We start from the raw sequence: 21348 nt of genomic DNA, 5'->3' as shown, positions 1-21348 counted from the left end.
CTGGGGCTCATGAGGATCGTCCTGTTCGGCGCGACCGGGATGGTGGGCAGCCGGATCGCCGCGGAGGCGACGCGGCGCGGACACCGGGTGACGGCCGTCAGCCGCTCCGGCCGGTCGCCGGTGCCGGGGGTGACCGCGACGGCGGCGGACGCGGCGGATCCGGCGAAGGTCGCGGAGCTGGCGAGGGGGGCGGACGCGGTGGCGAGCGCGTGCGCACCGCCCCGGGACGGTACGGACCCGGAGGAGCCCTTCCTCGCGATCAACCGGGCGATCGTGCAGGGCGCCCGGGACGCCGGGGTGCGGCGGCTGGTGGTGGTCGGCGGCGCGGGCAGCCTGGAGGTCGCGCCCGGGGAGGCGTTGTACGACCAGCCCGGTTTTCCCCAGGCGGTCCGGGCGGAGGCGCTGACGCACGGCACGGCACTGGACTTCTACCGCACGGTGGACGACCTGGACTGGACGTACGTCTCCCCCGCCGCCGAGATCGCGCCCGGGGAGCGCACGGGCCGCTTCCGGGTGGGCGGCGACCAGTTGCTGACCGACGCGGAGGGCCGCAGTCGGATCAGCGCGGAGGACTACGCGGCGGCGTTCCTCGACGAACTGGAACAGGGCGCCCATGTACGCGCCCGCATGTCGGTGGCGTACTGACGAACCGCGCACCGCGCACCGACGGACTGGCGAACTGACGAGACCGGCGAACTGGCGGACGGCAGGCAGGTCCGGTGCCCACGAGACGACACGACGATCTTTGCGGTGCGACCCCGCCCGCCCGTCGGCCACTGAGCGTTCGCCGGAGTCCGTCGCCCCTTTGCAGGCGCAGAGGTTACGGTGCTGACGTACCTGATCGATGGGGGAGGGAACGATGCCCGGAACCGTGCTGCTGCTCGCGGCCTCGCCGGCGGGCAAGGGATGTCTGGTGGACGCGGCCTCCGTGCTTCCGGTGCTCGCGGCCGTCGCCCCGCCGGTGTTGTCCGGGACGGACACGGCGAACGTGGTGGAACTCGCCGACCCGCTGGAGCCGCAGGCCGTCCTCACCCGACTGCGGGCCGCCGCGGCCGCCCCCGTCCCGCTGACGGTGTTCCTCACCGGGCAGCTCCAGCTCGACCGCCGCCAGCATCTGCCGCACCTGGCGCTGGCCCGCACCACCCCGGCCACCGTCCGCTACACCGGCTTCCCCTGGCACTGGTTCCGCGAGGAGCTGAGGCTGCGCCCGCCCGGTGCGACGACCGTGTTCGCCGACCTGCACGCGGATGCGGAGACCTGGCAGCACCTGCGCGGCATCGCGCCGGAGTTCGGCCCCGCCGTCACCCTCTACGGCCGCGTCGCCCCACCGCCCCCGCGCCGCGCGCTCGCGACCCCCACCTACATGAAGGCCGTCGCGACCCTGCTCCGCAGCGGCCACCGCCCGGACCCGGCCACCCTCCACCACCAGGCGGTGGCCCGGGCCTATGCGGAGGACGGAACGAGGGGGGACATACTGCTCGCCCCGTACCGGCCGCCGGCGCAGCTTCCCGCCGGGACAAGCCGGCAGCCCGTCCCCGCGCCACCTCCGCTCCCGACCGCGCCCCCCGACCCGCACGCCGCCCTCACCGCCGCCGTCCAGGACGGCCGGCACACCGAGGCCGCCGCGCTCGCCGCACAGTGGGAACAGGCCGCGCTGCGGCAGCACGGGCCCGCCTCGCAGGAGGCGCTGCACTGGATGGAGGTCCGTGCCGACCTCGCGATGCTCGCGGGCGACGCCGGCCGCAGCTGCGAGACCTGGCTGACGGTCGCCACCGCCCGCCTCGCGGCAGGCCAGTCCCCCGAGGACCCGGCGGTGGAGGCGGCCGTCGACCGCGCCCACCACCAGTGGGGCCGCATGACCGACGCCACCCGCGCCCGCGAACTGGGCCCGGCCCTGGCGGAGTTGCGCGAACGGGTACCGGGGCGTCGCGAGGGAGCGCTCCGCCATGTCCGTCAGCACCTCGAGGAACTCAGGCAGTCGCAGCGCGTGCCGGGGTAGCGACCGACGGCTCTCGAAAGGCCGGCCGCGTTCACCGCGTACCCGACCCGGCGGGAGTCGTCGGGTCGTCAGCCGGCTTCGGGTGCTGCCACCGGCAGATGGGCCAGCGCAGCCGACACCAGCGTCCGCACCCCGGGGAGGAGTGTGGACAGGTCGGGTGCGAAGTGGGGGCTGTGGTTGCTGGGGACCGCCGCGAACTTCTCCATGAGGTCCGTGCCGGGGGCCGCCTCCCAGACGTCGGCGGGGGTGGTGGTGACGAACCAGTACGCGTAGGGCACCCCGTCCGGCGCCAGGTGCGGGAAGTCCTCGCTGCCCATCGCCGCCCCGGGGTCGAAGACCCTCTCCGGGCCGAACACCTCCCTGTGCACGTCGGTGACGCGGTGGTCCGTGGTGGGGTCGTTGACCGTCACGGGGAAGTCCGCGCCCACGGTCACCTCCGGCTCGCGCGGGCAGCCCGCGGCCAGGCACTCGCCCGCCGCGATGCGCCGGATCGCGGCGATCATCCGGTCCCGGACGCCGGCGGACTGGGTGCGCAGGTTCAGCGCGATGTGCGCCTGGGAGGGAATGACGTTGGGCCGGGTGCCCGCCTCGATCCGGCCCACCGTCAGTACGGCGGACTCGCGCGGGGCGATCTCGCGGCTGACGACGGTCTGCAGCCGGGTCACCAGGTAGGCGGCCGTGACCACGGGGTCGACGGTCGCCTCGGGGCGCGAGCCGTGGCCGCCCCGGCCGTGCACCACGATGTCCACGTCCGTGGAGGCGGACAGGATCAGGCCCGGCGAGTGCGCGTACAGCCCGGCCGGACCGGGGGCCGCGTGCTGGGCGAGCAGTACGTCGGGGCGCGGGAAGCGCTCGTACAGTCCGTCCGCGACCATCGCCCGCGCCCCCTCGCCGGTCTCCTCGGCGGGCTGTCCCACCACGACCAGCGTCCCGGACCAGGTCTCCCGCCCCGCGGCCAGCGCGCGGGCCGCCCCCGCGAGCCAGGTGACGTGCAGATCGTGTCCGCAGGCGTGCATCACCCCGGGGACCTCGGAGGCGTACGGCAGTCCCGTCTCCTCGGCGACCGGCAGCGCATCCATGTCGGCGCGCAGCAGGACGGCCGGACCGTCGCCGTTGCGCAGGACGCCGACGACCCCGGTGCCGCCGATGCCCTCGGTGGTCGCGTACCCGGCCGCGCCCAGCCGCTCGGCGAGCTTTCCGGCGGTCCGGTGCTCGCGCTGGGACAGCTCGGGGTGGCGGTGCAGGTCCCGGTAGCAGTCCGCCAGGTCGGCGAGCGGGACGTCGGCGGTGAGGTCCAGCGCGGTGCGTGCGGCGGGGGAGGTCACGAGGTCAGCGTAGGCGGCCCGGGAAGCCTCAGGGGGGAGTGTGCCCACGGGGGGCCGCCTGGGCTGGGAGCGTCGGTCGGGGCTCCGCGGCCCGGGCCGGGCCCGCGTTGGCGGCGGTGACCAGGGCGGCCACGGCGACGACGGCCGCGCCGAACCCTCTGACGTGACGCGCGGATAGGCGTCCGTGGTGCACGGAAGGGCGTGGGGGCACGGCAACCGACCTCGCAATGACAGCCGCGGATCAAGCACGCTTAATGCGTCTTCCAAGCTAGGGGCTGGGACTGGCGCCGGGGAAGGGGCTCAAGGCAGTTGGCATGTGCCGAGAGAAGATTGACGAATAGTCAGGCAAAGCTCCTTGGTAAGTGGGCTTACTGGCATGATGAATCGCATGGCGAAGCGGGACGACCCGGAGACCATCGGGCGCAGGGTGCAGCGGCTGCGGCGGGAACGCGGACTGACCCAGCGGCAGTTGGCCGAGCCGGCCTACACGCCCGCGTACGTCTCCACCCTGGAGGCCGGCCGGGTCCGCCCCTCCGACGAGGCGCTCAGACATCTCGCCGAGCGGCTCGGGGTGGCGTTCGACGAGCTGGCCACCGGGCGTCCGGCCCACCTCGCCACCGGGTTGCGGCTCAGACTCACCGACGCCCAGCGCACTCTCGCCACCGGTGAGGCCGAGGTGGCCGCCGAGCAGTACGCCGCGCTGCTGGCCGAGGCCGAGGAGCACGGGCTCACCGCCGAGCGGGCCGCCGCGCTGCTGGGCCTCGGCGAGTGCGCGCTGGAGCTGGGCGACCTGGTGGCGGGGCGGCAGTACTTCGAGCGGGCCGAGAAGTGCCTGCAGGACGCACCGCTGCCGACCCGTGTCCCGGCACTGCGCGGCCGTGCCGTCTCGCACTACCTCGCCGGTGAACTCCGCTACGCCTGCTACCTGCTGGAGACCGCCCTCGACGAGCTGAACCGCTCGGGGCTGCACGATCCGGACGCCCTGCTGCTGCTCTACGCGAGCGCCATCGGCCCGTACATGGACATGGGAGCGCACGCGAGGGCCGCTCAGGCGGCCGAGTTCGCCCTCGCGCTCGCGCCCCAGGTCCAGGACCCGGCTCTGGTCGCCCGTATGCACCGTTCCGTCGCGCGCACCCTGCTCGCCGAGGGGCGCCTGGCCGAGGCGGACTCCAACCTCGCCAAGGCCGCCGAGCTGTACCGGCAGCTGCAGATCCGCACCGAGCTGGCCAACTGCCACTGGATGCGCGGTTATCTGTACGTGCAGAACGGCGAACTGGAGCGTGCGGAGCGCGAGTTGCGCGAAGCGCTCGCCATGCTGTCGCAGAAGCGGGCCGCCCTCTACAGCAGCCAGGTCGCGGTGGAACTGGCGGACGTCCTGCACCGACGCGGCAGGTCCGCCGAGGCCGCTCGGCTGCTGCACGACGTCCTCGGTGACATCGGGCCCGAGCGCGGCGCGGTGCACTCCGCCGCCGCGCACCGTCTCCTCGGCATCATCGCCGAGGACGGGCGCGACACCGAGGCCGCCGAGGAGCACTATGTGCGTGCCCTCAGCCTGCTGGAACGGGCGGGCGCCGCGGGCGACCTCGCGGACCTGTGCCGGCTGCTCGGCGATCTGCTGCGCCGCACCGGCCGGGTGGAGGCCGCCCTGGACGCCTACCGCACCGGCCTCGGGCGCCGCACCGCCCCCGGCACCACGACCCTGGGCCCGGCCCCCGCCCAGCCGCCGCTGTGACAGCCCTGGGCCCTGTCTACGGGGTGACGATCGGGAACCCCCGGTCCGGCCGGGTGACGTAGGAGAACAGGCGCTTGAGCAGGCCCCGGTCCCCTTCGGTCTCGATGCCGGCGAGGCCGTGGCCCGCGAGCAGGCCGAGCAGTTCGGGACGGGTCAGGGTGAGCGTCAGGCCCGCGTGCGGTCTCGGGGTGCGGTGCAGCGGCATACTGCGGTGGGTGAGCGCGCCGTGCTCCAGGTTGATCCGGTGGCGGCGTCCCTCGTCGATCACCACCAGGTCGATGATCAGGCGTGGCTCCTGGGCCGCCCGCGGACCGTCGATGCGCACGGCGAGGGCGTCGAGGAGCATGCTCACGGTCAGTTCCGAGGTCAACTCGGGCGTGTCCGAGGTGACGGCGGGGGCGCTCGCCCCCTCGCGCAGTTCCAGGGCGCCGGTCAGGTAGATGTTCCGCCAGGGCCCGTTCTCGGCGCCGTACCCGAGGCGTTCGTACACGCCTGCAAGCGTCTGCTTCGCCTCCTCGTCGCCCGGGTCGGCGAAGACCAGGTGGTTGAGCAGGGTCGCGGCGAAGCGCAGGTCACCGGCCTCCGCGTACCGTCGGGCCGCCGCGAGCGTCGCCTCGGGACCGCCCGCCACCTCCACGTAGCGGCGCGCGAGGGCGAGTGGGGGATGCTCCCACAGGTGGGCGGGGTTGCCGTCGTACCAGCCCAGGTAGCGCTGGTAGACGGCTTTGACGTTGTGGCTGAGGGACCCGTAGTAGCCGCGTGCGTGCCAGGCGGCCTCCAGCGCGGGCGGCAGCCGCAGCTCCTCCGCGATCTCCGGGCCGGTCAGGCCGCTGTTGAGCAGCCGCAGGGTCTGGTCGTGCAGATACGCGTACAGGTCGCGCTGCTCCGCCAGCAGGCGTACGACGCTCTCGCGTCCCCAGGTCGGCCAGTGGTGGGAGGCGAAGGCCACGTCGTAGCCGTCGCCGAAGAAGTCGACTGCCTCGTCGAGGTAGCGGGACCAGAGGCGGGCGTCCCGGACGACGGCGCCGCGCAGGGTCAGGATGTTGTGCAGGGTGTGCGTGACGTTCTCCGCCAGGCACAGGGCGCGCTGCTCGGTGAAGAGGAAGTTCATCTCGGCCGGGGCCTCGGTTCCCGGCGTCAGCTGGAACAGGATGCGCACGCCGTCGACGGTCTCCGTCTGCCCGGTGCGGGTGATGTCGACGGTCGGCGGGACGAGGGTGACCGTGCCGGTGGACATGGTGAGGCCGAGGCCCGTGCCGATCTGCCCGTCGGGCGCCTTCGCCAGCCGTTCGCCGTACATGAAGGCGGCCCGGCGGGACATCGCGGGCCCCGCGTACACGTTCTCGCTGACCGCGTGCTGCAGGAACCCGGCCGGCGCGAGCACCGGTACGCCCGCCTCCGCCTCGCGCGGCAGCACCCCGCGGGCGCCCCCGAAGTGGTCGACGTGGGAGTGGGTGTAGATCAGCGCGGTCACGGGCCGCTCACCGCGGTGCCGCCGGTACAGGGCGAGGGCGGCCGCCGCGCACTCGGCGGAGATGAGCGGGTCCACGACGATCACGCCGTCGCGGCCCTCGACGAGTGTCATGTTCGCCAGGTCCAGGCCGCGCACCTGGTAGACGCCCTCGCACACCTCGTACAGCCCCTGCCGGGCGCACAGCTGCGACTGCCGCCACAGGCTCGGATGCGCGGTGCCCGGGCACTCCCCGTCCAGGAACCGGTACGCGTCCCCGTCCCACACCGCCCGCCCGTCCCGGTCGGTCACCACGCCCGGCTCCAGAGCGGCGACGAAACCGCGGTCGGCGTTGTCGAGGTCGGTCCGGTCCTCGAAGGGCGGCAGGCCGTCACGGGGCGGGGCGTCCATGCGGCCAGCTTGGCGCCGGGGCGGACGGCGGGCCAGCGGTGGGGGACCGTTCGAGAGCGGATGGGTCAGGTGCCGCGCGTCCTCGGAGGCTTTACTGCGACTTTCTTGCAAGTAGAAGTCATCTGCATGAAAGTGGGTGGCGTAGTCCCCAGAGAAGGCAGTCCCCAGAGAAGAAGGGCCCCGGTCCATGCCTCCGTCCTCCTCCCGGATGCGCCTGTCCATCACGCGGCAGGAGTGGGGCCGGCTAGCGGGCATGGCCGCGTTCGTCCTGGCTCTGCACGTCATCGGGTGGTTCACGCTCGTCGGGATCGTCGCGCCCGAGCACTACACCGTCGGCGAGAAGTCGTTCGGCATCGGCATCGGCGTGACCGCGTACACGCTCGGCATGCGGCACGCGTTCGACGCGGACCACATCGCCGCGATCGACAACACCACCCGCAAGCTGATGAGCGAGGGGCAGCGGCCGCTGTCGGTCGGGTTCTGGTTCTCGCTCGGCCACTCCAGCGTCGTCTTCGGGCTGGCGCTGCTGCTCTCGCTCGGCGTCAGGACGCTGGCCGGACCGGTCCGCGACGACAACTCCGAGCTGCACGACGTGACCGGACTCATCGGCACGACGGTCTCCGGCACGTTCCTCTACGTCATCGCCGCGATCAACCTCGTCATCCTGGCCGGGATCTGGAAGGTGTTCCGGCAGATGCGGTCGGGCGAGTTCGACGAGGCGGCGCTGGAGGAGCAGCTGAACAACCGCGGCTTCATGAACCGACTCCTCGGCCGCGTGATGAAGTCGATCACCAAGCCGTGGCAGATGTACCCGCTGGGCCTGCTCTTCGGCCTCGGCTTCGACACCGCGACGGAGATCGCCCTCCTCGTCCTGGCCGGCTCGGGCGCGGCCTCCGGGCTGCCCTGGTACGCGATTCTGTGCCTGCCCGTCCTGTTCGCGGCCGGCATGTCGCTGCTCGACACGATCGACGGGTCGTTCATGAACTTCGCGTACGGATGGGCCTTCTCCAAGCCGGTCCGCAAGGTCTACTACAACCTCACCGTCACGGGCCTGTCCGTGGCCGTGGCGCTGATCATCGGCACGACGGAACTGCTCGGCCTGCTCGCCGAGAAGCTCGGCCTGCACGGGGCCTTCTGGGACTGGATCGCCGGCGTCGACCTCAACACCCTGGGATTCGTGATCGTCGGCCTCTTCTTCGCCACATGGGTGCTCGCACTGGTGGTGTGGAAGGTCGGCCGCATCGAGGAGAAGTGGACGGCGGGGCTGGCCCGGCCGGAGTTGCGGCCGGTGGAACAGGCGGTGGAGTAGCACCCGGACGGGCGTCGCGAGACGGGTGCTTCTCACGGACGTCCACGCCTAGTGCTGTGGCCGGAAAGGTTCACCGGTTCGCGACGCCCGGCACGGCACCTCGCCGCGTTGTCGCATCGCCCGAGTACATCCGGTACGCGGGCGACGCTCCGCCTCGCGATGCACCGCACCGGACGCCGCGAGCTCTCCGGCAAACCTTTCCGGCCACAGCACTAGCGGATCGTGTCATTCCTGATGTGGCCGAAACGTGATCGGATTCTGAACTGGTCGCGCTTTCAACGAGGTTGACAGTGGCGTCACCGTGATCGACTATGTGCTCGCGCTGTGGCTCATGTGACCAATGAGCCATCCGTTTCTCTCGACCACTTCTTCCCGGCCACGGTCCCGGCGGCTTTGTGCTGCCCGTTGCCGTCGGCCGGGTCCGGCCCGTCAAGATGGGGGACCGAATGTCCGACACGAGACGTGTCACCGTGCGCCGTCTGCTCGGGGCGGGCGCCGCGGCGCTCACCCTCACCGCCGTCACCGGGGGCGTCGCGTGGGCCTCGGGTACGCCCGGTGGTGGCGGCTGGGACCACGGGAGCCGCGCGTACACGTCCGGGAACGGGCCGGGCACCGCCACCGAGGCCGACCACTGTCAGTTCTCGCTGGACGGAAACACGTTCACCGACTCCGTCCGGGTCGACGACCAGAACCTGAAGCCCACCCAGGACGGCAAGGTCCACATCAAGGTGCGTGCCGCCGGCGACGCCGCGACCTGCACCGCCTCCCTCGCCTCGTACCGCACGCACGGCGCCGCCTTCAACACCTCCGGGCTGCAGGTCTTCCACGACTTCGACTCGGTGACGGTGAAGCAGGGCGAGACCGACTCCCTCGACATCTCCGTGCCGGACGCCGGCTGTTTCGCGCAGATCGACCTCTACCGGGGCAAGGTGAAGTTCGACGGCAACCTCGGCGCCCAGGACGGCTTCGAGCACGGTGACCTGCCCAAGGGCCCGGACCGCCCGGTCATCAAGGACAAGCTGATCGCGTCCTGGAACGGCGGTACGAAGGACTGCACGGCCCAGCCGCCGAGCACCCCGGTCACCACGCCGCCCGTGTCGGCCCCGGTCACCACGCCGCCCGCCTCGGCCCCGGCCACCCCGGTGACCCCGGTGACGCCTGCCTCTCCGTCCACCTCCGTCTCGACCCCGCCCACGACCGGCGAGTCGAGCACGCCCCCGGCGCCCACCCCGAACGGCGGCACGTCCACCCCGCCCGGTGGTCTCGCCGAGACCGGTGGCGGCAGCACAGCGCTGCCGATCGCCGCCGGTGCTGCGGCCCTCGTCGCGGCCGGTGCGGGCATCGCGGTCGCTGCCCGGCGCCGTACGTCCCGCGGCCGCGCCTGACGCCTCCGGGCGTCCGCTGAACCATCCCCGACGGGCCCGGCGCTCTTATCCCCCGGAGAGCGCCGGGCCCATTTTTTCGCGGCTCGGGACCTGTATCAGACCGTCACCCCGTGGTCGGTGCCGATCCGGGGGCCGCTGCCGCACCCGGGGTCGTCGACGGCGGCGGGGTGAAGCCCGGCGGCGGGGAGAGGACCACCGTCGGCTCGCCGGGCTGCGGGGCCGGCGGGGTCAGGCTGGACTTCGGGAGCTTCGGCGGGGTCGTCTCCTGGAACACCAGCGAGTCGAAGTCCACCAGGCCCGTCTGCTCCATGACCGTGATGTGGTCCAGGACGGTGTCGTTGGCCACGTCGGCCAGCTGGCGGACCAGCGTGTTCTTCGTGGTGGCGCGGATGTTCGCGATGGCCGGGAAGATCTGGCCGTGCGTCAGTCGCAGGATGTTCGCGAGGTCGTTGTCGAACTGCTTGCCCGTGTCGTTCGTCAGCGTCGCCACGAATCCCTGCTGCTGGGGGCTCGGCTGGTTCGGCAGCGTGATGCCCAGCTCCGCGGCCACCTTCCGGTCGACGGCGTCGAGGTTGACGTGTCCGTTGACCAGATGCGCCCCGGCGGTGCGTACGGCCGGGGTCGTGCCCTTCTTCATGGCGAGCTCACCGGAGGGGAACTCCCACAGGCCGGCCGCCCGTACCTTGACGACGAAGTCGCGGTCCGCCTCGGTCAGCGGTCCCGACGAGGTGTTCGCGATCACACGTGAGGGGGCGCTGGAGACCGTCTGCACTCCCAGCATCGACGGATAGACGAGCGCCGTGAGCGTCAGGGCGAGGGCGCCCGTCACGAAGAGGGTTCCCGCCGCGGTCCGCGAAATGCGCATGGCACCTCCTGGTTGTTCCAACGCCCAGGGGTACGGGTGCCACCGGAGCCGGAAACCTTTTCCACAGGCAAAATCCACGGCCCGTGCTGTGGGGGCCGTCACACGGCCGATCGGCACGTTCGGCATGTCGCCGGCGGTCGCACCGCGGGCCGCGCGAGTCCGCCTCAGCACACTGAGGGCGTGGCGGTGCCCGAACGGGAGGCCGGGTGCCCGTTATGTTCGATCCGAACATCCGACAGTCGGAGCCGGCATGCAGAAGACAGAAGAACTGGCCGAGGAGGCTGAGGCGGCCCTCGCGGTCACCGCGGCGCCCGAGCGCGCCCCTGCCCGCGGCTGGCCCGCGTTCTGGCCGCTGCTGCTGGCGGCGGCCGTCCTCGCCGGTCCGGCGCTGCTCCTGCTCGGCCGGTGGATGGACGAGCCCGCGATGCGGGCGTGGCGCACCGTCTGTCTGGCCATCACCGTGCAGGCGCTGCCGTTCCTGCTGCTCGGCACGGCCTTGTCCGGCGCCATCAACGCGTTCGTGCCGGCGACGGTGTTCAGCCGGGCGCTGCCCCGCAACCCCGCGCTCGCCGTTCCGGTCGCCGGGGTCGCCGGGGTGGTGCTGCCCGGCTGCGAGTGCGCGTCGGTGCCGGTCGCGAACAGCCTGATCCGGCGGGGTGTCACCCCGGCCGCCGCGTTCGCGTTCCTGCTGTCGGCACCCGCCGTCAACCCGGTGGTGCTGACCGCCACCGCCGTCGCCTTCCCCGGCAGCCCCCTGATGGTCCTGGCCCGGCTGCTCGCCTCGCTCGCCACCGCGGCCGTGATGGGCTGGCTGTGGCTCTGGCTCGGCAGGGAGGAGTGGCTGCGGCCGACCGTGCGCCACACCGGCCATCGACCGGGGCACAGCCGGTGGCGGGAGTTCCGGCTCGGCTTCCAGCACGACTTCCTGCACGCGGGCGGTTTCCTGGTCGTCGGGGCCATGGCGGCGGCCACCTTCAACGTGGCGGTCCCGCGCTCCGTGCTCGAGGTGTTCTCCGGCTCGACCTGGCTGTCGGTGCTGTTCCTGGCGGGGCTCGCCGTCGTGCTCGCGGTGTGCTCCGAGGCCGACGCGTTCGTGGCCGCCTCGCTCACCGGCTTCTCGCCCGTGGCACGGCTGGCGTTCATGGTGGTGGGGCCGATGGTCGACCTGAAGCTGATCGCCCTCCAGGCGGGCACGTTCGGCCGGGCCTTCGCGGTCCGCTTCTCCACCGCCACGACCGTCGTGGCGGTGGTGTGCAGTGCGCTGATCGGAGGGGCCCTGCTGTGAAACGGCCCTTCCAGGCGGTCCTGCTCGTCCTCAGCGGCCTCGGTCTGCTGCACGCCTCGCTCTTCACCGACCTGTGCCTGAGGTACGTGAGGCCGGGACTGCGTCCGTATCTGATCGCCTCGGGGGCGCTGCTGCTCGTGCTCGGGCTGGCGAGCGCGGCCCTCGACCGCGGGCGGGGCAGCCACGACGCGCACGGCGGTCACGGCGACACCGGCCACGGCCACGGCCACTGGCGCGCACCCCGTGTCGCCTGGCTGCTGTTCCTGCCCGCGCTGAGCCTGCTCTTCTACGCCCCGCCCGCCCTCGGCTCGTACACCGCCTCCCGTGAGCCCGCCAGGGCCGTCGCGCAGCAGCGGCACTTCGATCCGCTGCCCGCGACCTCGCCGCTGCCGATGACGCTCACGGAGTTCACCAGCCGTGTGCAGCAGGACCGTGCGCAGGCCATCAAGGGGCGCAGCGTCACGTTGACCGGTTTCGTCACACCGGACAAGCAGGGCGGGGGCTGGTACGTGACCCGGATCATCTTCTCGTGCTGCGCCGCGGACGCGCAGTCCGTGAAGGTACGGATCCACGGGTCCCCGGCGCTGCCCGCCGACACCTGGGTGGCCGTCACGGGCACCTGGCACGCCGGCGGGACGCTGGGCACACGGTCGGCGCCGGCCGCGCTGGACGCCCGTACCGTCGAGCGGGTGGACAAGCCCGTGAACGCGTACACGGACGACCTGCCGCTGACGCCGTCCCGCTGACGACCCGCCGCCGACGACGTCCGCCCGGGTGGGAGTCGACCGCGCCCGTTGTACACCTGGGTGAACCAACGCCCAAGCCCCGCCCATGACTTCACAACCCGGGGCCTTCGCTCCGACAAACCTTCAACCAAGCTTCTCCCGGTCCCGCAAAGGGGTCTACCCGCATAGAACCCTCCGGTGCTGTCATGCTCACGACCGCCCGGAACCATGCCGGGCATCCCCACCGGGAGACTCCCCATGTCCCGAATACCGCGCCCCCTGGTGACCACCCTGTCCACCCTCGCCCTCGCCGCCGCGGGCCTGACCGTCACCGCCGGCAGCGCGCACGCGCAGTCGTGCAGCCAGGACTACCTCCCCCTGCCCGACCCCAGCTGCCAGCCCGGCGCCGTCAACCCGGACGTCACACAGGACACGATCGACTCCACCATCTGTGTCTCCGGCTGGACCGCGACCGTGCGGCCGTCCAGCTCGTACACCACCGCGCTGAAGAAGAAGCAGATCGTCGAGTACGGCTACGGCGACACCAGCACCGCGGACTACGAGGAGGACCACCTCATCCCGCTGGAGCTCGGCGGCAACCCCACGAGCCCTGAGAACCTGTGGCCCGAACCGCGCTACGACACGGGCTCGGGCGAAGTCGCCGCCGACAAGGACACCGTCGAGAACACGCTCAAGAAGGACGTGTGCAACGGTGAGGTCGGCCTCGACGACGCACGCAACGCCATCGCCACCGACTGGACGACCGCGCTCTCCAGCCTCGGCCTGAGCTGAACCGCGCCCGCTAGGCCATCCAGAAGAAGACGGCCGTCATGCGCTTCTCCTCCAGCTCACTGCCCCAGTAACCGGTGGCACTGTGCATGAGGTTGGCCTTGTACAGCAGCAGCCGGTTGTAGCGCTGCGGCACGCGGACGTCCTCGGTGAACGCGTTCGGCGAGACGTACCGCGTGCCCAGCGCCTCGACCAGGTTGGTGTGGGGCGCCTGCACCATGTTGCCGCCGAGGACGCCGCCCGGCAGGCTCTGCCGGTAGAAGCTCGTGCCGCAGTCCTTGGGGATGTTCGGGCTGAGGTAGAGCACGGCGGCGTACCGGCACAGGGCGCGCGAGTCGGTGTGCGGGCGCGGTTCGCCCTCGTCCTTGCCGACGACCTGGACACAGTTGTGGTTGAGGGTGCCACCGCCGGGGGCGGTCTCCTGCCAGAGCCGCGCCGCGCCGGTCTCCTTGCGCACCAGCCGCTCGATCCGGGCGAGTTCGGCCGGTTCGAGGCCGGGCATGGTGCGCATCCCCGGCCAGCTCTCCTGCGTGTACGGGTATCCCTTGACCCAGTCGTCCTTGGCGAGACAGCGGGCCCGGACCTCGTCCACGTTCGGCAGCACGTCGTCGAGAATCCAGTAGTCGCGGCCACGGGTGGGCTTGCGGTACGGCAGGACGGGCAGGCGTGGGGGCTGTGGGGGCATGCGGGTGAACCTACAGTTCGCCCCCACCGTCGTTTCTTTTCGTTCGGTCAAGCCTTCGTCAACTCAACTTGCCTGGTCAGCGCCCGAGTTGAGGTGGAGCATCACGGCGTCGGCGCGGCCGGGCTCGACCGGCCCGTCTCCTGCGGTGTCTCCGCCGAGCTGCTGTCCGGGCTGAACACCGACATGCCCACGTACATCGCCGTCAGGAACAGCAGCGCCGCGGCGATCAGCCCCACCGCGCGCGGCCGCCCGGTGAGGAACGTGCGCAGCGACGGCCGTGCGCGCCGGTTCCCCGACGACGACCGCGGGCGGGCCGCGCGGTGGCCGGGGAGCGCGGACGGGAGTTTGTACGTCGTCGCCGGGCCCTCCACCCGGTGCGGAATCGGCGCCTTGGGGGCCGGGGCCGGGGCCGGGACCGCAGCCTGCGTCACGACCGGGACCGGTGCCGCGGCCGGAAGCGGTTCCGGGCGGCCACGCCAGGCGCCCGTGGCGAACCAGTCGGCGGTCTGCCGTGCCGTGGGCCGGTCCTCGGGCCGCTTGGCGAGCAGGCCGAGCAGATAGTTCTCGAAGGCGGGCGGCAGGACGGCACCCAGCTCGCGCGGCGGTACGGGCGCGGCGTCCAGGTGCTGGTGCAGGATCGCGATCGGGCTGTCGGCGCGGAACGGCGGCCGTCCGGTGAGGAGTTGGTAGAGGACACAGCCGAGCGAGTACACGTCGCTGGCCGGTCCCGCGGGCTTGCCCAGGGCACGCTCGGGCGCGATGTACAGGCTCGTGCCGACGATCTGCCCGGTCGCCGTGAGCGCGCCCGACGGGTCGTCCATGAAGCGGGCGATGCCGAAGTCGCCGATCTTCAGGGTGCCGCCCGCGTCGAGGAGCAGGTTGCCGGGCTTGATGTCGCGGTGCACGATGCCCTGTTCGTGCGCCACGGCGAGTCCGGCCGCCGCCTGGGCGGCGATGGCCGCGACCTGTTCGGCGGGCAGCGGCCCGTCGTCGGCGAGCACCCGGGCGAGGCTCGCACCCTCCACCAGCTCCATGACCAGGAACAGCCGCCCCTCGTGCTCCCCGAAGTCGAGCACCCCGACCACGTGCGGGTGGTGGAGCCGGCCCGCGGTCTGTGCCTCGAGGCGGAAGCGGGAGTCGGCGGTGGGGTCTGCGTTCCGGTCGAGCAGTACCTTGACGGCGACGGGACGGCCGAGCATCTGGTCGTACGCCCGCCAGACCTCTCCCATCGCGCCACGTCCGATGGTGGTGTTCAGCTGGTACCGGCCCGCGATCAGCACCTGTTGTTTCATCCTCATGCCGGGAGACGAATGCCGTGCGACGACTCGACCGCCGCCGGACAGGATTCCGCCAGGGCGGGTGGGAGTGGGATGCCGCAGCGGATCACAGCCTACTGGCACGAACACACGATTCGATCACGGTCTCCCCCATCCGATGACCGCCGGGTGACGATCCGCCGCACAGTCGTCGCGGGTCCGACACTCCCGACCGGCCGATCCCCGGGCACGAGCGCGGCCGAACGCCGGGGCGCCGGGCCCGGGGAAGGCTCGTGTCTGGCGCCCGCGTCGGCGTGACTGCCGGGTGTTGCCGGTCATTTCCCCGTGTGCGAGCGCATCGCGTGGGCACGCCGAGAACCGCCCACCCGCGTGATCGCGGGGGGCGGTCAGTGGCCGTGGTGGCGTTCGCCTGCGATCAGCCGAGGCAGACGACGAGCAGGCAGATCTGCGACGGCGAGGTCGCCGCCGGGGACGGGGTGGTCTGCGAGGTGCCCGGATCCGTGCCCGTGCCGCCGCCGGTGCCGGTGCCGGTGGTCGGGGAGGACGTGTGCTGGGACGTCCCCGTGGACGACGAGGAGTCCGTCCCCGACTGGGAGGGAGAGTTCGCCGTCGTGTGACTCGTGCCCGACGTACCCGTGCCCGCCGCACCTGTCGTGCCCGTCGTGTGCGTCGTACGGGAAGAGGTGGCCGCGTCCGGCCGGGCGGCCGACGGCGTGGCATGTGCCGAGCCCGGCGAGGACAGAGGGGGCAGGCCGGCTGCGGGGGACTGCGCTGCAGGGGTGTGCGGGGCCCGGGGTGCGCCGGAGTGCGGGGTGCCGGAGCGGGGCGGCGCCGGACTGCTGTACAGCGACGTCGGTTCCTCCGCGCCGCCGAGGGCCGACGCCTCCGGAGCCGGGGCCGCCTGGGCGCGGTCGGCGGTGTGCCGGTCCATCGAGGCCACGGTCAGACCGCCTCCGACGAGGGCGACGGCGGTCGCCACCAGGGCCTTGCGCTGGGTCTTCTTCCAGCGCGCCAGCCGACGTCGCCGAGCGGCACGTCCTTCCGTGCGGCGCGCCGGGCCCGTGAGGTCGGCGTGCGGCCCGGCGTGCGGGGCCTCGTCGATGTCCGGGGCTTCGTGGATGTCGGGGGCTTCATGGGTGTCCGGGGCCGCGAACTCCCATGCCGCCGTGGCCGCCGTCGCCTCCATGACCGGCGTCGCCGTGGTGGCCGGGCCCGGGAGGGTGTGGCCGTCGGCGGTGACCGGGGCGATGTCGGGGGCGTAAGCACCGCATCCGGGGCACACCAGGGCGCCGTTGAGATGCCGACGACACGAGGAGCAGTAGTCCATTGCGGTCTTCCTGTATTGGCTCGCCGCCGCCCCGACGGGCCGCGTTCGCACCTGGAATCGAACGGGTTTCCACGCTAACGGGGCTATCGAAAGACCGTGTGCAGGCTGTGTGGGGTTCGTGAGCGGATTCTCCGGGGGCCTTGCAGGGGGGTGCCTCCGGTGCCTTGCGGCTCAGGGGGCGGTGGTGGTGAGACCGGCGGTTGCGTCGGCACACGGCTGATCATCGGCTGACCTGCGCAGTCGGCCTGACGACACGTGTCACGGCGTCGGGCGGCGCACTGCACGCGGGGCGTCGTGCGAGCACGGGGAGAGCAGGCCGGGGTGGCCGTGACTACCTCTGCCGTATCGAGGGGCTGACCGACGGCGCGGTGTCGGCGCCGGTCCGGCCCGCTGACGGCTCGGGACGTGCCGGGGTCGGTGTCACCGACGGTTCCCGGGTGGCGGTCGGCGGGCGGTTCGCGGTCGCGGTGCGGGAACCGCCGGTCCGAGGAGTCGTGGTGGGGCGCGGGGTGGCGCTTTCGGGCGATGCGGACAGGGAGGGCGACGCCGACGGGCCGGCGGGCGCGGGACGACCGCTCGGGGGCGGCGGTGCGAGGGGGACCGACGGGGGCGCGGGTGTCTCGGGCGCCGCCAGGTGGAGCGGCAGGGCGACGAGAACGGCGACGGCGGCGGTGAGGCCGGCCCCGGCCGCCGCGCGGAGCAGTCGGCGGCGGGCCGCGGTGCGGCGGATCGCGCGGAAGCGCCCGGGGGGCGGGCCGAGGTGGTCCGAGGGGGGCCGCAGGAATCACCGCGAGGGGGTCGTCGGGTTCCAGCTCCGGGCCGTCGTCAGAGCGTGTGGTCAAGGCTTCTCCTCAGGTGGACGCGGAGCAGTTCCCGGGCCGCGTGCAGGTCGGCCTTGACGGTTCCTTCCTTGCGTCCGGTCAGCACGGACACCTCCCGGATCGGCATGTCAGCGTAGTAGTGCAACAGGATCGGGACGCGCAGTCGTTCCGGCAGCGACTGCACGAGCAGGCGCACCGAGGGGTCGGCCTGTTCGGTGTGGGGGCGTACGGCGGCCTCCGTGGTGGCGCGGTGCACGGCTCTGCGCTCGCGCTCGAGTTTGCGCCAGTGGTCCCGGACGATGTTGGCCGCGGTGACGTAGAGGAAGCCGCGGGGCTCGTCCACGGACGTCCAGCGGGCCCAGAGCCGGGTGAACGCCTCCGAGGCGATCTCGTGGGCCGTCTCGTCGTCGTCGACGAGACGGCGGCACCAGCCGGCGAGGCGTGGATAGACGGCGGCGAACAGCTCGGACGTCGCCCTCTCACGGGACCGTTTCAACGCTCTCCATGGTCGTGGGGCAGTCGTGGGGTAGGACCCCGGGCCACCGGCGTACGTTCCGAAGGCCCGGGATCCGTACCGGCGGATCGAGGCCCGGCGGCCTATCAGTGGATCAGGAGGGGCTGTATGCCGGCGGGATCAGGGGGTGGAGGTGGTCAGCGCGGCGAAGACGATCACGTTGTCGAGGTAGCCGTCGCCGGTACGGGGGCCCCCGCAGGTGATCAGCCGCAACTCCGGGCGTTTCACGTTCCCGTAGACCTCCCCCGTCGGGAAGTCGGCCTTGGCGACCGTCCGTACGGCGCCGACCGAGAACACGGCCGCCGTCCCGTTCTCCAGGCGCGCCACGATCCGGTCGCCCCGGTGCAGCTCCGCGAGGTGACGGAAGACCCCGTCCCCGTAGCTGCCGACCGTGACATGGCCGAGGATGACCGACGGCCCGACCTGACCCGGTGTCGGCGAGTGCCAGTACCAGCCCGCCCGGTCGTGTGCGGTGACCGGCGGCACCTGCACACTGCCGTCCTGCGCCAGTCCCAGCCGCATGACCGGCGTGTCGACCCCGATGGCAGGGATCTGCAGCCTGACGGGGGCCGAACGCTCCACCTCCGGTGCCGCCTTGGCGGAGGTCGACTCGGGCGGTGGCGTACTGCCGGGACGGACGGTTCCGGGACGGGGGGCCGGGGCCCGGCCGGCCTCGTGGCCGCCGCAGCCCGCGAGCAGCGCGGTCATCGCCACGGCGGCGAAGGCGCGCCTGGAGAGCCGGGTCATGCCCCGGTCGCCCGCCGGCGGCGTACTACGTGGACGGCAGCGCCGCCTGCGACCAGCACCAGGCCGGCGCCCCCACCGATCAGCCCGGGGGACACGGACCGGGAGGTCCCCGCCGTCACACCGGTGTTCGGCGCGCCGCTGGGGACGACGGAGACCTGGCCGCGCGCCGTCGTCGGCGCGGCACTGGGAACCGCGCTCGTGGCGGTCGGCGCCGCGGTCCGTTCCGGGGCGGCGGACGGTGAGGCGGTGGCCGCGGGAGCGGTCGGGGAGGGGGACACCCCGTCGGCGAACGCGGGCACGGTGCCCGCCAGCACGGCGGTGCACGCAAGTGCCATGGCGCTGAGGACAGTTCGGCGCATCGAATCGCTCTCTTTCGTCGGTCCGCCCGGTACTGCGGCGGGCTGAATCACGGATCGAGCGGAGAGACGAGATGGCGCCGGAGCGGGTTGTAAAGAGATGGCAAAGTCGACCGAGGGTGGCCCGGGACAGGCACACAAGGAGGTGAGTCGACGACGCCTGCCGGGTGCGGTGGCGCACCTACCGCGGTCCGCTACCAGGGCGTCATCCACGCCTTCGTCATGCTGAACGCCCTGCTTGAGACGCACGCCGCCGAGGCCGCGATCCGGCAGGCCGTCGCCGCCGTGCGCACGGCGCTTGCCGCCTGATCGGGCCGCTAGTGCCGCCGCGCACGGCGCTTGCCGCCTGATCGGGCTGCTAGCGCCGCCGCGGGGGTTGTCCGCCGGGCTTCGCGGCGCCGGTCTCCTGGCCGTCCTCGGCGGCGATGCGGTCCAGCCACTCGCCGAGCAGGGCGCGCTCCCCGAAGGTCAGGGACCGTACCCCCTCGCGCATCAAGGACTTCAGGGCGACGGCGTGCACGGCAGCGTGGTGGGCGTCGGCGCTCGGCCGGGCGGCAGCGTCGTCGGCCGGGGCGAGTACGGAGTCCAGCACGGCCTCCCGGACGTTCTCGGACAGACCTTCGTAGTCCGAGAGCCTGCCGTCGGCCTGCGCGGCGATCAGCGTGAGCGTCACCCCCATGCCCGAGGAGTGGATCATCGTCGCGGCGGCCTCGACGCCCGTCCGCAGCCGGCCGGCCCTGGCCACCCGTTCGACGATGCGCAGCAGCACCTGGTGGGCGTCACCGGTGACCGCGAACTGCTGGCCGGGCCGCGGTTCGGTGTACAGCAGCCGGTAGAGCGCGGGATTGGCCAGTCCGAAGGCCACGTGCATGTCCCAGCCGCTCCGCAGCTGCGCCACGGGGTCGCCTCCGTCCTCGTCCTGGGCCTGCTTGGCGGCCAGATAGGACGCGTATCCGCGCCGGGCCACCTCGTCGAGCAGTCCCTGCATGTCGCCGAAGTGCCGGTAGATCGTCTGCGCCTGCACGCCGGCGGCCGCGCTGACCGCACGGGTGGACACCGCCTCCCGTCCGCCTTCGGCGAGCAGGGCTGTCGCGGCCCGCAGTATCCGCTCGCGGGGCTGCGCTGTCGTCGTCTCGACCGTTGCCATGAGATCGACGATAACACTTGCGGTGCATCGATGATGTGTTAGCGTTGATGTGTCAGTCCGGTGATCGGCGATATGGCGATCAGGTGATCCACTGCCCGGCGCCTTCTTCGCTCCCGAACCGACGCTCCCGAAGCCCGACGCCCGCGAACCGGGGTGTTCACCCCGCGACCAAGGAGAACCGCCATGACCGTCGCGACCCGCAAGCTCGGTGCGGACGGACCCGAGGTGTCCGCCATCGGCCTGGGCGCCATGGGTATGTCCGACCTGTACGGGCCGGCCGACGACGCCGAGAGCATCGCCACCCTGCACGCCGCGATCGACGCGGGCCTGAACCTCCTCGACACCGCGGACTTCTACGGATCGGGCGCCAACGAGATGCTCATCGCCCGGGCTCTGAAGGAGCGCAGGCGCGACGAGGTCGTGCTGAGCGTCAAGTTCGGCTCGCGCCGCACCCCCGACGGCGGCTTCCAGCCCGTCCCGTACGACGTCTCCCCGGCCGCGGTCAAGGACCGCCTCGCCTACTCCCTGCGGCGACTGGACACCGACTACATCGACATCTACCGTCCCGCCCGCCTCAACCCGGACATCCCCGTCGAGGAGACCGTCGGCGCGCTCGCGGAGATGCGGCAGGCCGGCTACATCCGGCACATCGGTCTGTCGGAGGTCGGTGCGGACACCATCCGCCGCGCCGCGGCCGTCGCAACCATCAGCGACGTACAGATCGAGTACTCGCTGCTCTCCCGCGGCCCGGAGGCGTCCGTCATCCCGACACTGCGGGAGCTCGGCATCGGTCTGACCGCCTACGGCGTGCTCTCCCGCGGCCTGCTCAGCGGCCACTGGAGCGCCGCGCGGAACCTGGGCGCCGACGACTTCCGCGCCCACAGCCCGCGCTTCCAGGGCGAGAACCTCGAGGCCAACCTCCGCCTGGTCGAGGCACTGGGACGCGTGGCCGAGCGCCTGGGCGCCACCACCGGCCAGGTCGCCATCGCCTGGGTGGCCGCACAAGGCCAGGACCTCGTCCCCCTGGTCGGTGCCCGCCGAAGGGAGCGTCTGGCCGAATCCCTCGGCGCCGCCGGCCTCGACCTGGACACCGACGCCCTCGCCGAGATCGAGGCTGCGGTCCCCGCCGGGTCCGCCGCCGGGGAGCGCTACGCGGCCCCCCTCATGGCCGCGCTCGACAGCGAACGCTGACCCACCCA

General features: G+C 72.7%; 19 protein-coding genes and 1 pseudogene. 10 read left to right on the top strand and 10 right to left on the bottom strand.

Annotated features, from left to right (window positions below; translation table 11 throughout):
• The first annotated feature begins 9 nt into the window (after positions 1-9).
• Positions 10-645 carry an NAD(P)-dependent oxidoreductase gene (locus ACZ7L1_RS07235; RefSeq protein ID WP_471434976.1) on the top strand — a complete coding sequence of 212 codons (636 nt, stop codon included), beginning with the start codon at positions 10-12 and terminating at the stop codon, positions 643-645.
• A 214-nt stretch (positions 646-859) separates the two neighbouring features.
• Entirely contained in the window at positions 860-1999 is a 1140-nt protein-coding gene (locus ACZ7L1_RS07230; RefSeq protein ID WP_471434974.1) for a hypothetical protein, read from the top strand.
• Positions 2000-2067: 68 nt separating this feature from the next.
• On the opposite strand, the gene ACZ7L1_RS07225 is transcribed toward ACZ7L1_RS07230, so the two are convergent.
• Positions 2068-3324, bottom strand: coding sequence for an amidohydrolase (locus ACZ7L1_RS07225; protein WP_471434972.1), 1257 nt, complete (start codon positions 3322-3324; stop codon positions 2068-2070).
• Between the two features lie 388 nt (positions 3325-3712).
• Between ACZ7L1_RS07225 and ACZ7L1_RS07220 the strand changes: the two genes are divergently transcribed.
• Positions 3713-5056 (top strand): helix-turn-helix domain-containing protein, encoded by a 1344-nt coding sequence (locus ACZ7L1_RS07220; protein WP_471434971.1) that lies wholly within the window; start codon positions 3713-3715, stop codon positions 5054-5056.
• Positions 5057-5072: 16 nt separating this feature from the next.
• On the opposite strand, the gene ACZ7L1_RS07215 is transcribed toward ACZ7L1_RS07220, so the two are convergent.
• Positions 5073-6917 (bottom strand): alkyl/aryl-sulfatase, encoded by a 1845-nt coding sequence (locus tag ACZ7L1_RS07215; protein ID WP_471434969.1) that lies wholly within the window; start codon positions 6915-6917, stop codon positions 5073-5075.
• 187 nt (positions 6918-7104) lie between these two features.
• Here ACZ7L1_RS07215 and nicT point away from each other — a divergent pair, with 187 nt between their 5' ends.
• Both nicT and ACZ7L1_RS07205 read left to right on the top strand, forming a co-directional pair.
• Complete coding sequence (gene nicT, locus ACZ7L1_RS07210) at positions 7105-8226, top strand: Nickel transporter NicT (RefSeq protein WP_471434967.1); 1122 nt, start codon at positions 7105-7107, stop codon at positions 8224-8226.
• A 446-nt stretch (positions 8227-8672) separates the two neighbouring features.
• Positions 8673-9611, top strand: a complete 939-nt coding sequence (locus ACZ7L1_RS07205) for a hypothetical protein (RefSeq protein ID WP_471434965.1) — start codon at positions 8673-8675, stop codon at positions 9609-9611.
• 103 nt (positions 9612-9714) lie between these two features.
• On the opposite strand, the gene ACZ7L1_RS07200 is transcribed toward ACZ7L1_RS07205, so the two are convergent.
• Positions 9715-10476 (bottom strand): DUF4142 domain-containing protein, encoded by a 762-nt coding sequence (locus tag ACZ7L1_RS07200; protein WP_471434963.1) that lies wholly within the window; start codon positions 10474-10476, stop codon positions 9715-9717.
• A gap of 250 nt (positions 10477-10726) precedes the next feature.
• On the opposite strand from ACZ7L1_RS07200, the gene ACZ7L1_RS07195 reads away from it, so the two are divergent.
• The 3 genes from ACZ7L1_RS07195 (at position 10727) to ACZ7L1_RS07185 (ending at position 13278) form a co-directional block, all read left to right on the top strand.
• Complete coding sequence (locus tag ACZ7L1_RS07195; RefSeq protein WP_471434961.1) at positions 10727-11761, top strand: permease; 1035 nt, start codon at positions 10727-10729, stop codon at positions 11759-11761.
• Positions 11758-12507, top strand: coding sequence for a TIGR03943 family putative permease subunit (locus ACZ7L1_RS07190; protein ID WP_471434960.1), 750 nt, complete (start codon positions 11758-11760; stop codon positions 12505-12507). Before ACZ7L1_RS07195 ends, ACZ7L1_RS07190 begins: the two co-directional genes overlap by 4 nt.
• Positions 12508-12744: 237 nt before the next feature.
• Positions 12745-13278 carry a hypothetical protein gene (locus ACZ7L1_RS07185; RefSeq protein ID WP_471434958.1) on the top strand — a complete coding sequence of 178 codons (534 nt, stop codon included), beginning with the start codon at positions 12745-12747 and terminating at the stop codon, positions 13276-13278.
• Between the two features lie 10 nt (positions 13279-13288).
• Here the strand turns inward: ACZ7L1_RS07185 and ACZ7L1_RS07180 are convergent, their stop codons facing one another.
• The 6 genes from ACZ7L1_RS07180 to ACZ7L1_RS07155 form a co-directional block, all read right to left on the bottom strand.
• Positions 13289-13960, bottom strand: a complete 672-nt coding sequence (locus tag ACZ7L1_RS07180; RefSeq protein ID WP_471434956.1) for a DUF6445 family protein — start codon at positions 13958-13960, stop codon at positions 13289-13291.
• A 101-nt stretch (positions 13961-14061) separates the two neighbouring features.
• Complete coding sequence (locus ACZ7L1_RS07175; protein WP_471435391.1) at positions 14062-15240, bottom strand: serine/threonine-protein kinase; 1179 nt, start codon at positions 15238-15240, stop codon at positions 14062-14064.
• Positions 15241-15652: 412 nt separating this feature from the next.
• Positions 15653-16564, bottom strand: coding sequence for an SCO2400 family protein (locus tag ACZ7L1_RS07170; RefSeq protein WP_471434954.1), 912 nt, complete (start codon positions 16562-16564; stop codon positions 15653-15655).
• A gap of 825 nt (positions 16565-17389) precedes the next feature.
• Positions 17390-17881, bottom strand: coding sequence for an RNA polymerase sigma factor (locus ACZ7L1_RS07165; RefSeq protein WP_471434952.1), 492 nt, complete (start codon positions 17879-17881; stop codon positions 17390-17392).
• A 138-nt stretch (positions 17882-18019) separates the two neighbouring features.
• Positions 18020-18646 carry a class F sortase gene (locus ACZ7L1_RS07160; RefSeq protein ID WP_471434950.1) on the bottom strand — a complete coding sequence of 209 codons (627 nt, stop codon included), beginning with the start codon at positions 18644-18646 and terminating at the stop codon, positions 18020-18022.
• On the bottom strand, positions 18643-19005 hold the full coding sequence (locus ACZ7L1_RS07155) for a sortase-dependent protein (protein ID WP_471434948.1): 363 nt from the start codon (positions 19003-19005) through the stop codon (positions 18643-18645). Before ACZ7L1_RS07155 ends, ACZ7L1_RS07160 begins: the two co-directional genes overlap by 4 nt.
• 171 nt (positions 19006-19176) lie before the next feature.
• Here ACZ7L1_RS07155 and ACZ7L1_RS07150 point away from each other — a divergent pair.
• Positions 19177-19311 (top strand): annotated as a pseudogene (locus ACZ7L1_RS07150) (esterase); the annotation flags it as partial.
• 49 nt (positions 19312-19360) lie between these two features.
• Here the strand turns inward: ACZ7L1_RS07150 and ACZ7L1_RS07145 are convergent.
• Positions 19361-20149: a TetR/AcrR family transcriptional regulator gene (locus tag ACZ7L1_RS07145; protein ID WP_471434946.1), complete on the bottom strand. Its 789-nt coding sequence runs from the start codon at positions 20147-20149 to the stop codon at positions 19361-19363.
• Positions 20150-20332: 183 nt separating this feature from the next.
• Between ACZ7L1_RS07145 and ACZ7L1_RS07140 the strand changes: the two genes are divergently transcribed.
• Positions 20333-21340 (top strand): aldo/keto reductase, encoded by a 1008-nt coding sequence (locus ACZ7L1_RS07140; protein ID WP_471434945.1) that lies wholly within the window; start codon positions 20333-20335, stop codon positions 21338-21340.
• Positions 21341-21348: the final 8 nt, after the last annotated feature.

The sequence above is a fragment of the Streptomyces sp. NPDC107546 genome (assembly GCF_055639175.1).
Note: the sequence above shows the minus strand (reverse complement) of the source record. Positions and strands in the feature narration are given on the sequence as shown.

What these genes read in the sequence shown, in the direction of transcription:
- ACZ7L1_RS07235 (WP_471434976.1), top strand. Translation starts at nt 10, where the DNA reads ATGAGGATCGTCCTGTTCGGCGCGACCGGGATGGTGGGCAGCCGGATC.
- ACZ7L1_RS07230 (WP_471434974.1), top strand. Translation starts at nt 860, where the DNA reads ATGCCCGGAACCGTGCTGCTGCTCGCGGCCTCGCCGGCGGGCAAGGGA.
- ACZ7L1_RS07220 (WP_471434971.1), top strand. Translation starts at nt 3,713, where the DNA reads ATGGCGAAGCGGGACGACCCGGAGACCATCGGGCGCAGGGTGCAGCGG.
- ACZ7L1_RS07215 (WP_471434969.1), bottom strand. Translation starts at nt 6,917, where the DNA reads ATGGACGCCCCGCCCCGTGACGGCCTGCCGCCCTTCGAGGACCGGACC.
- nicT (WP_471434967.1), top strand. Translation starts at nt 7,105, where the DNA reads ATGCCTCCGTCCTCCTCCCGGATGCGCCTGTCCATCACGCGGCAGGAG.
- ACZ7L1_RS07205 (WP_471434965.1), top strand. Translation starts at nt 8,673, where the DNA reads ATGTCCGACACGAGACGTGTCACCGTGCGCCGTCTGCTCGGGGCGGGC.
- ACZ7L1_RS07200 (WP_471434963.1), bottom strand. Translation starts at nt 10,476, where the DNA reads ATGCGCATTTCGCGGACCGCGGCGGGAACCCTCTTCGTGACGGGCGCC.
- ACZ7L1_RS07195 (WP_471434961.1), top strand. Translation starts at nt 10,727, where the DNA reads ATGCAGAAGACAGAAGAACTGGCCGAGGAGGCTGAGGCGGCCCTCGCG.
- ACZ7L1_RS07185 (WP_471434958.1), top strand. Translation starts at nt 12,745, where the DNA reads ATGTCCCGAATACCGCGCCCCCTGGTGACCACCCTGTCCACCCTCGCC.
- ACZ7L1_RS07180 (WP_471434956.1), bottom strand. Translation starts at nt 13,960, where the DNA reads ATGCCCCCACAGCCCCCACGCCTGCCCGTCCTGCCGTACCGCAAGCCC.
- ACZ7L1_RS07170 (WP_471434954.1), bottom strand. Translation starts at nt 16,564, where the DNA reads ATGGACTACTGCTCCTCGTGTCGTCGGCATCTCAACGGCGCCCTGGTG.
- ACZ7L1_RS07160 (WP_471434950.1), bottom strand. Translation starts at nt 18,646, where the DNA reads ATGACCCGGCTCTCCAGGCGCGCCTTCGCCGCCGTGGCGATGACCGCG.
- ACZ7L1_RS07155 (WP_471434948.1), bottom strand. Translation starts at nt 19,005, where the DNA reads ATGCGCCGAACTGTCCTCAGCGCCATGGCACTTGCGTGCACCGCCGTG.
- ACZ7L1_RS07145 (WP_471434946.1), bottom strand. Translation starts at nt 20,149, where the DNA reads ATGGCAACGGTCGAGACGACGACAGCGCAGCCCCGCGAGCGGATACTG.
- ACZ7L1_RS07140 (WP_471434945.1), top strand. Translation starts at nt 20,333, where the DNA reads ATGACCGTCGCGACCCGCAAGCTCGGTGCGGACGGACCCGAGGTGTCC.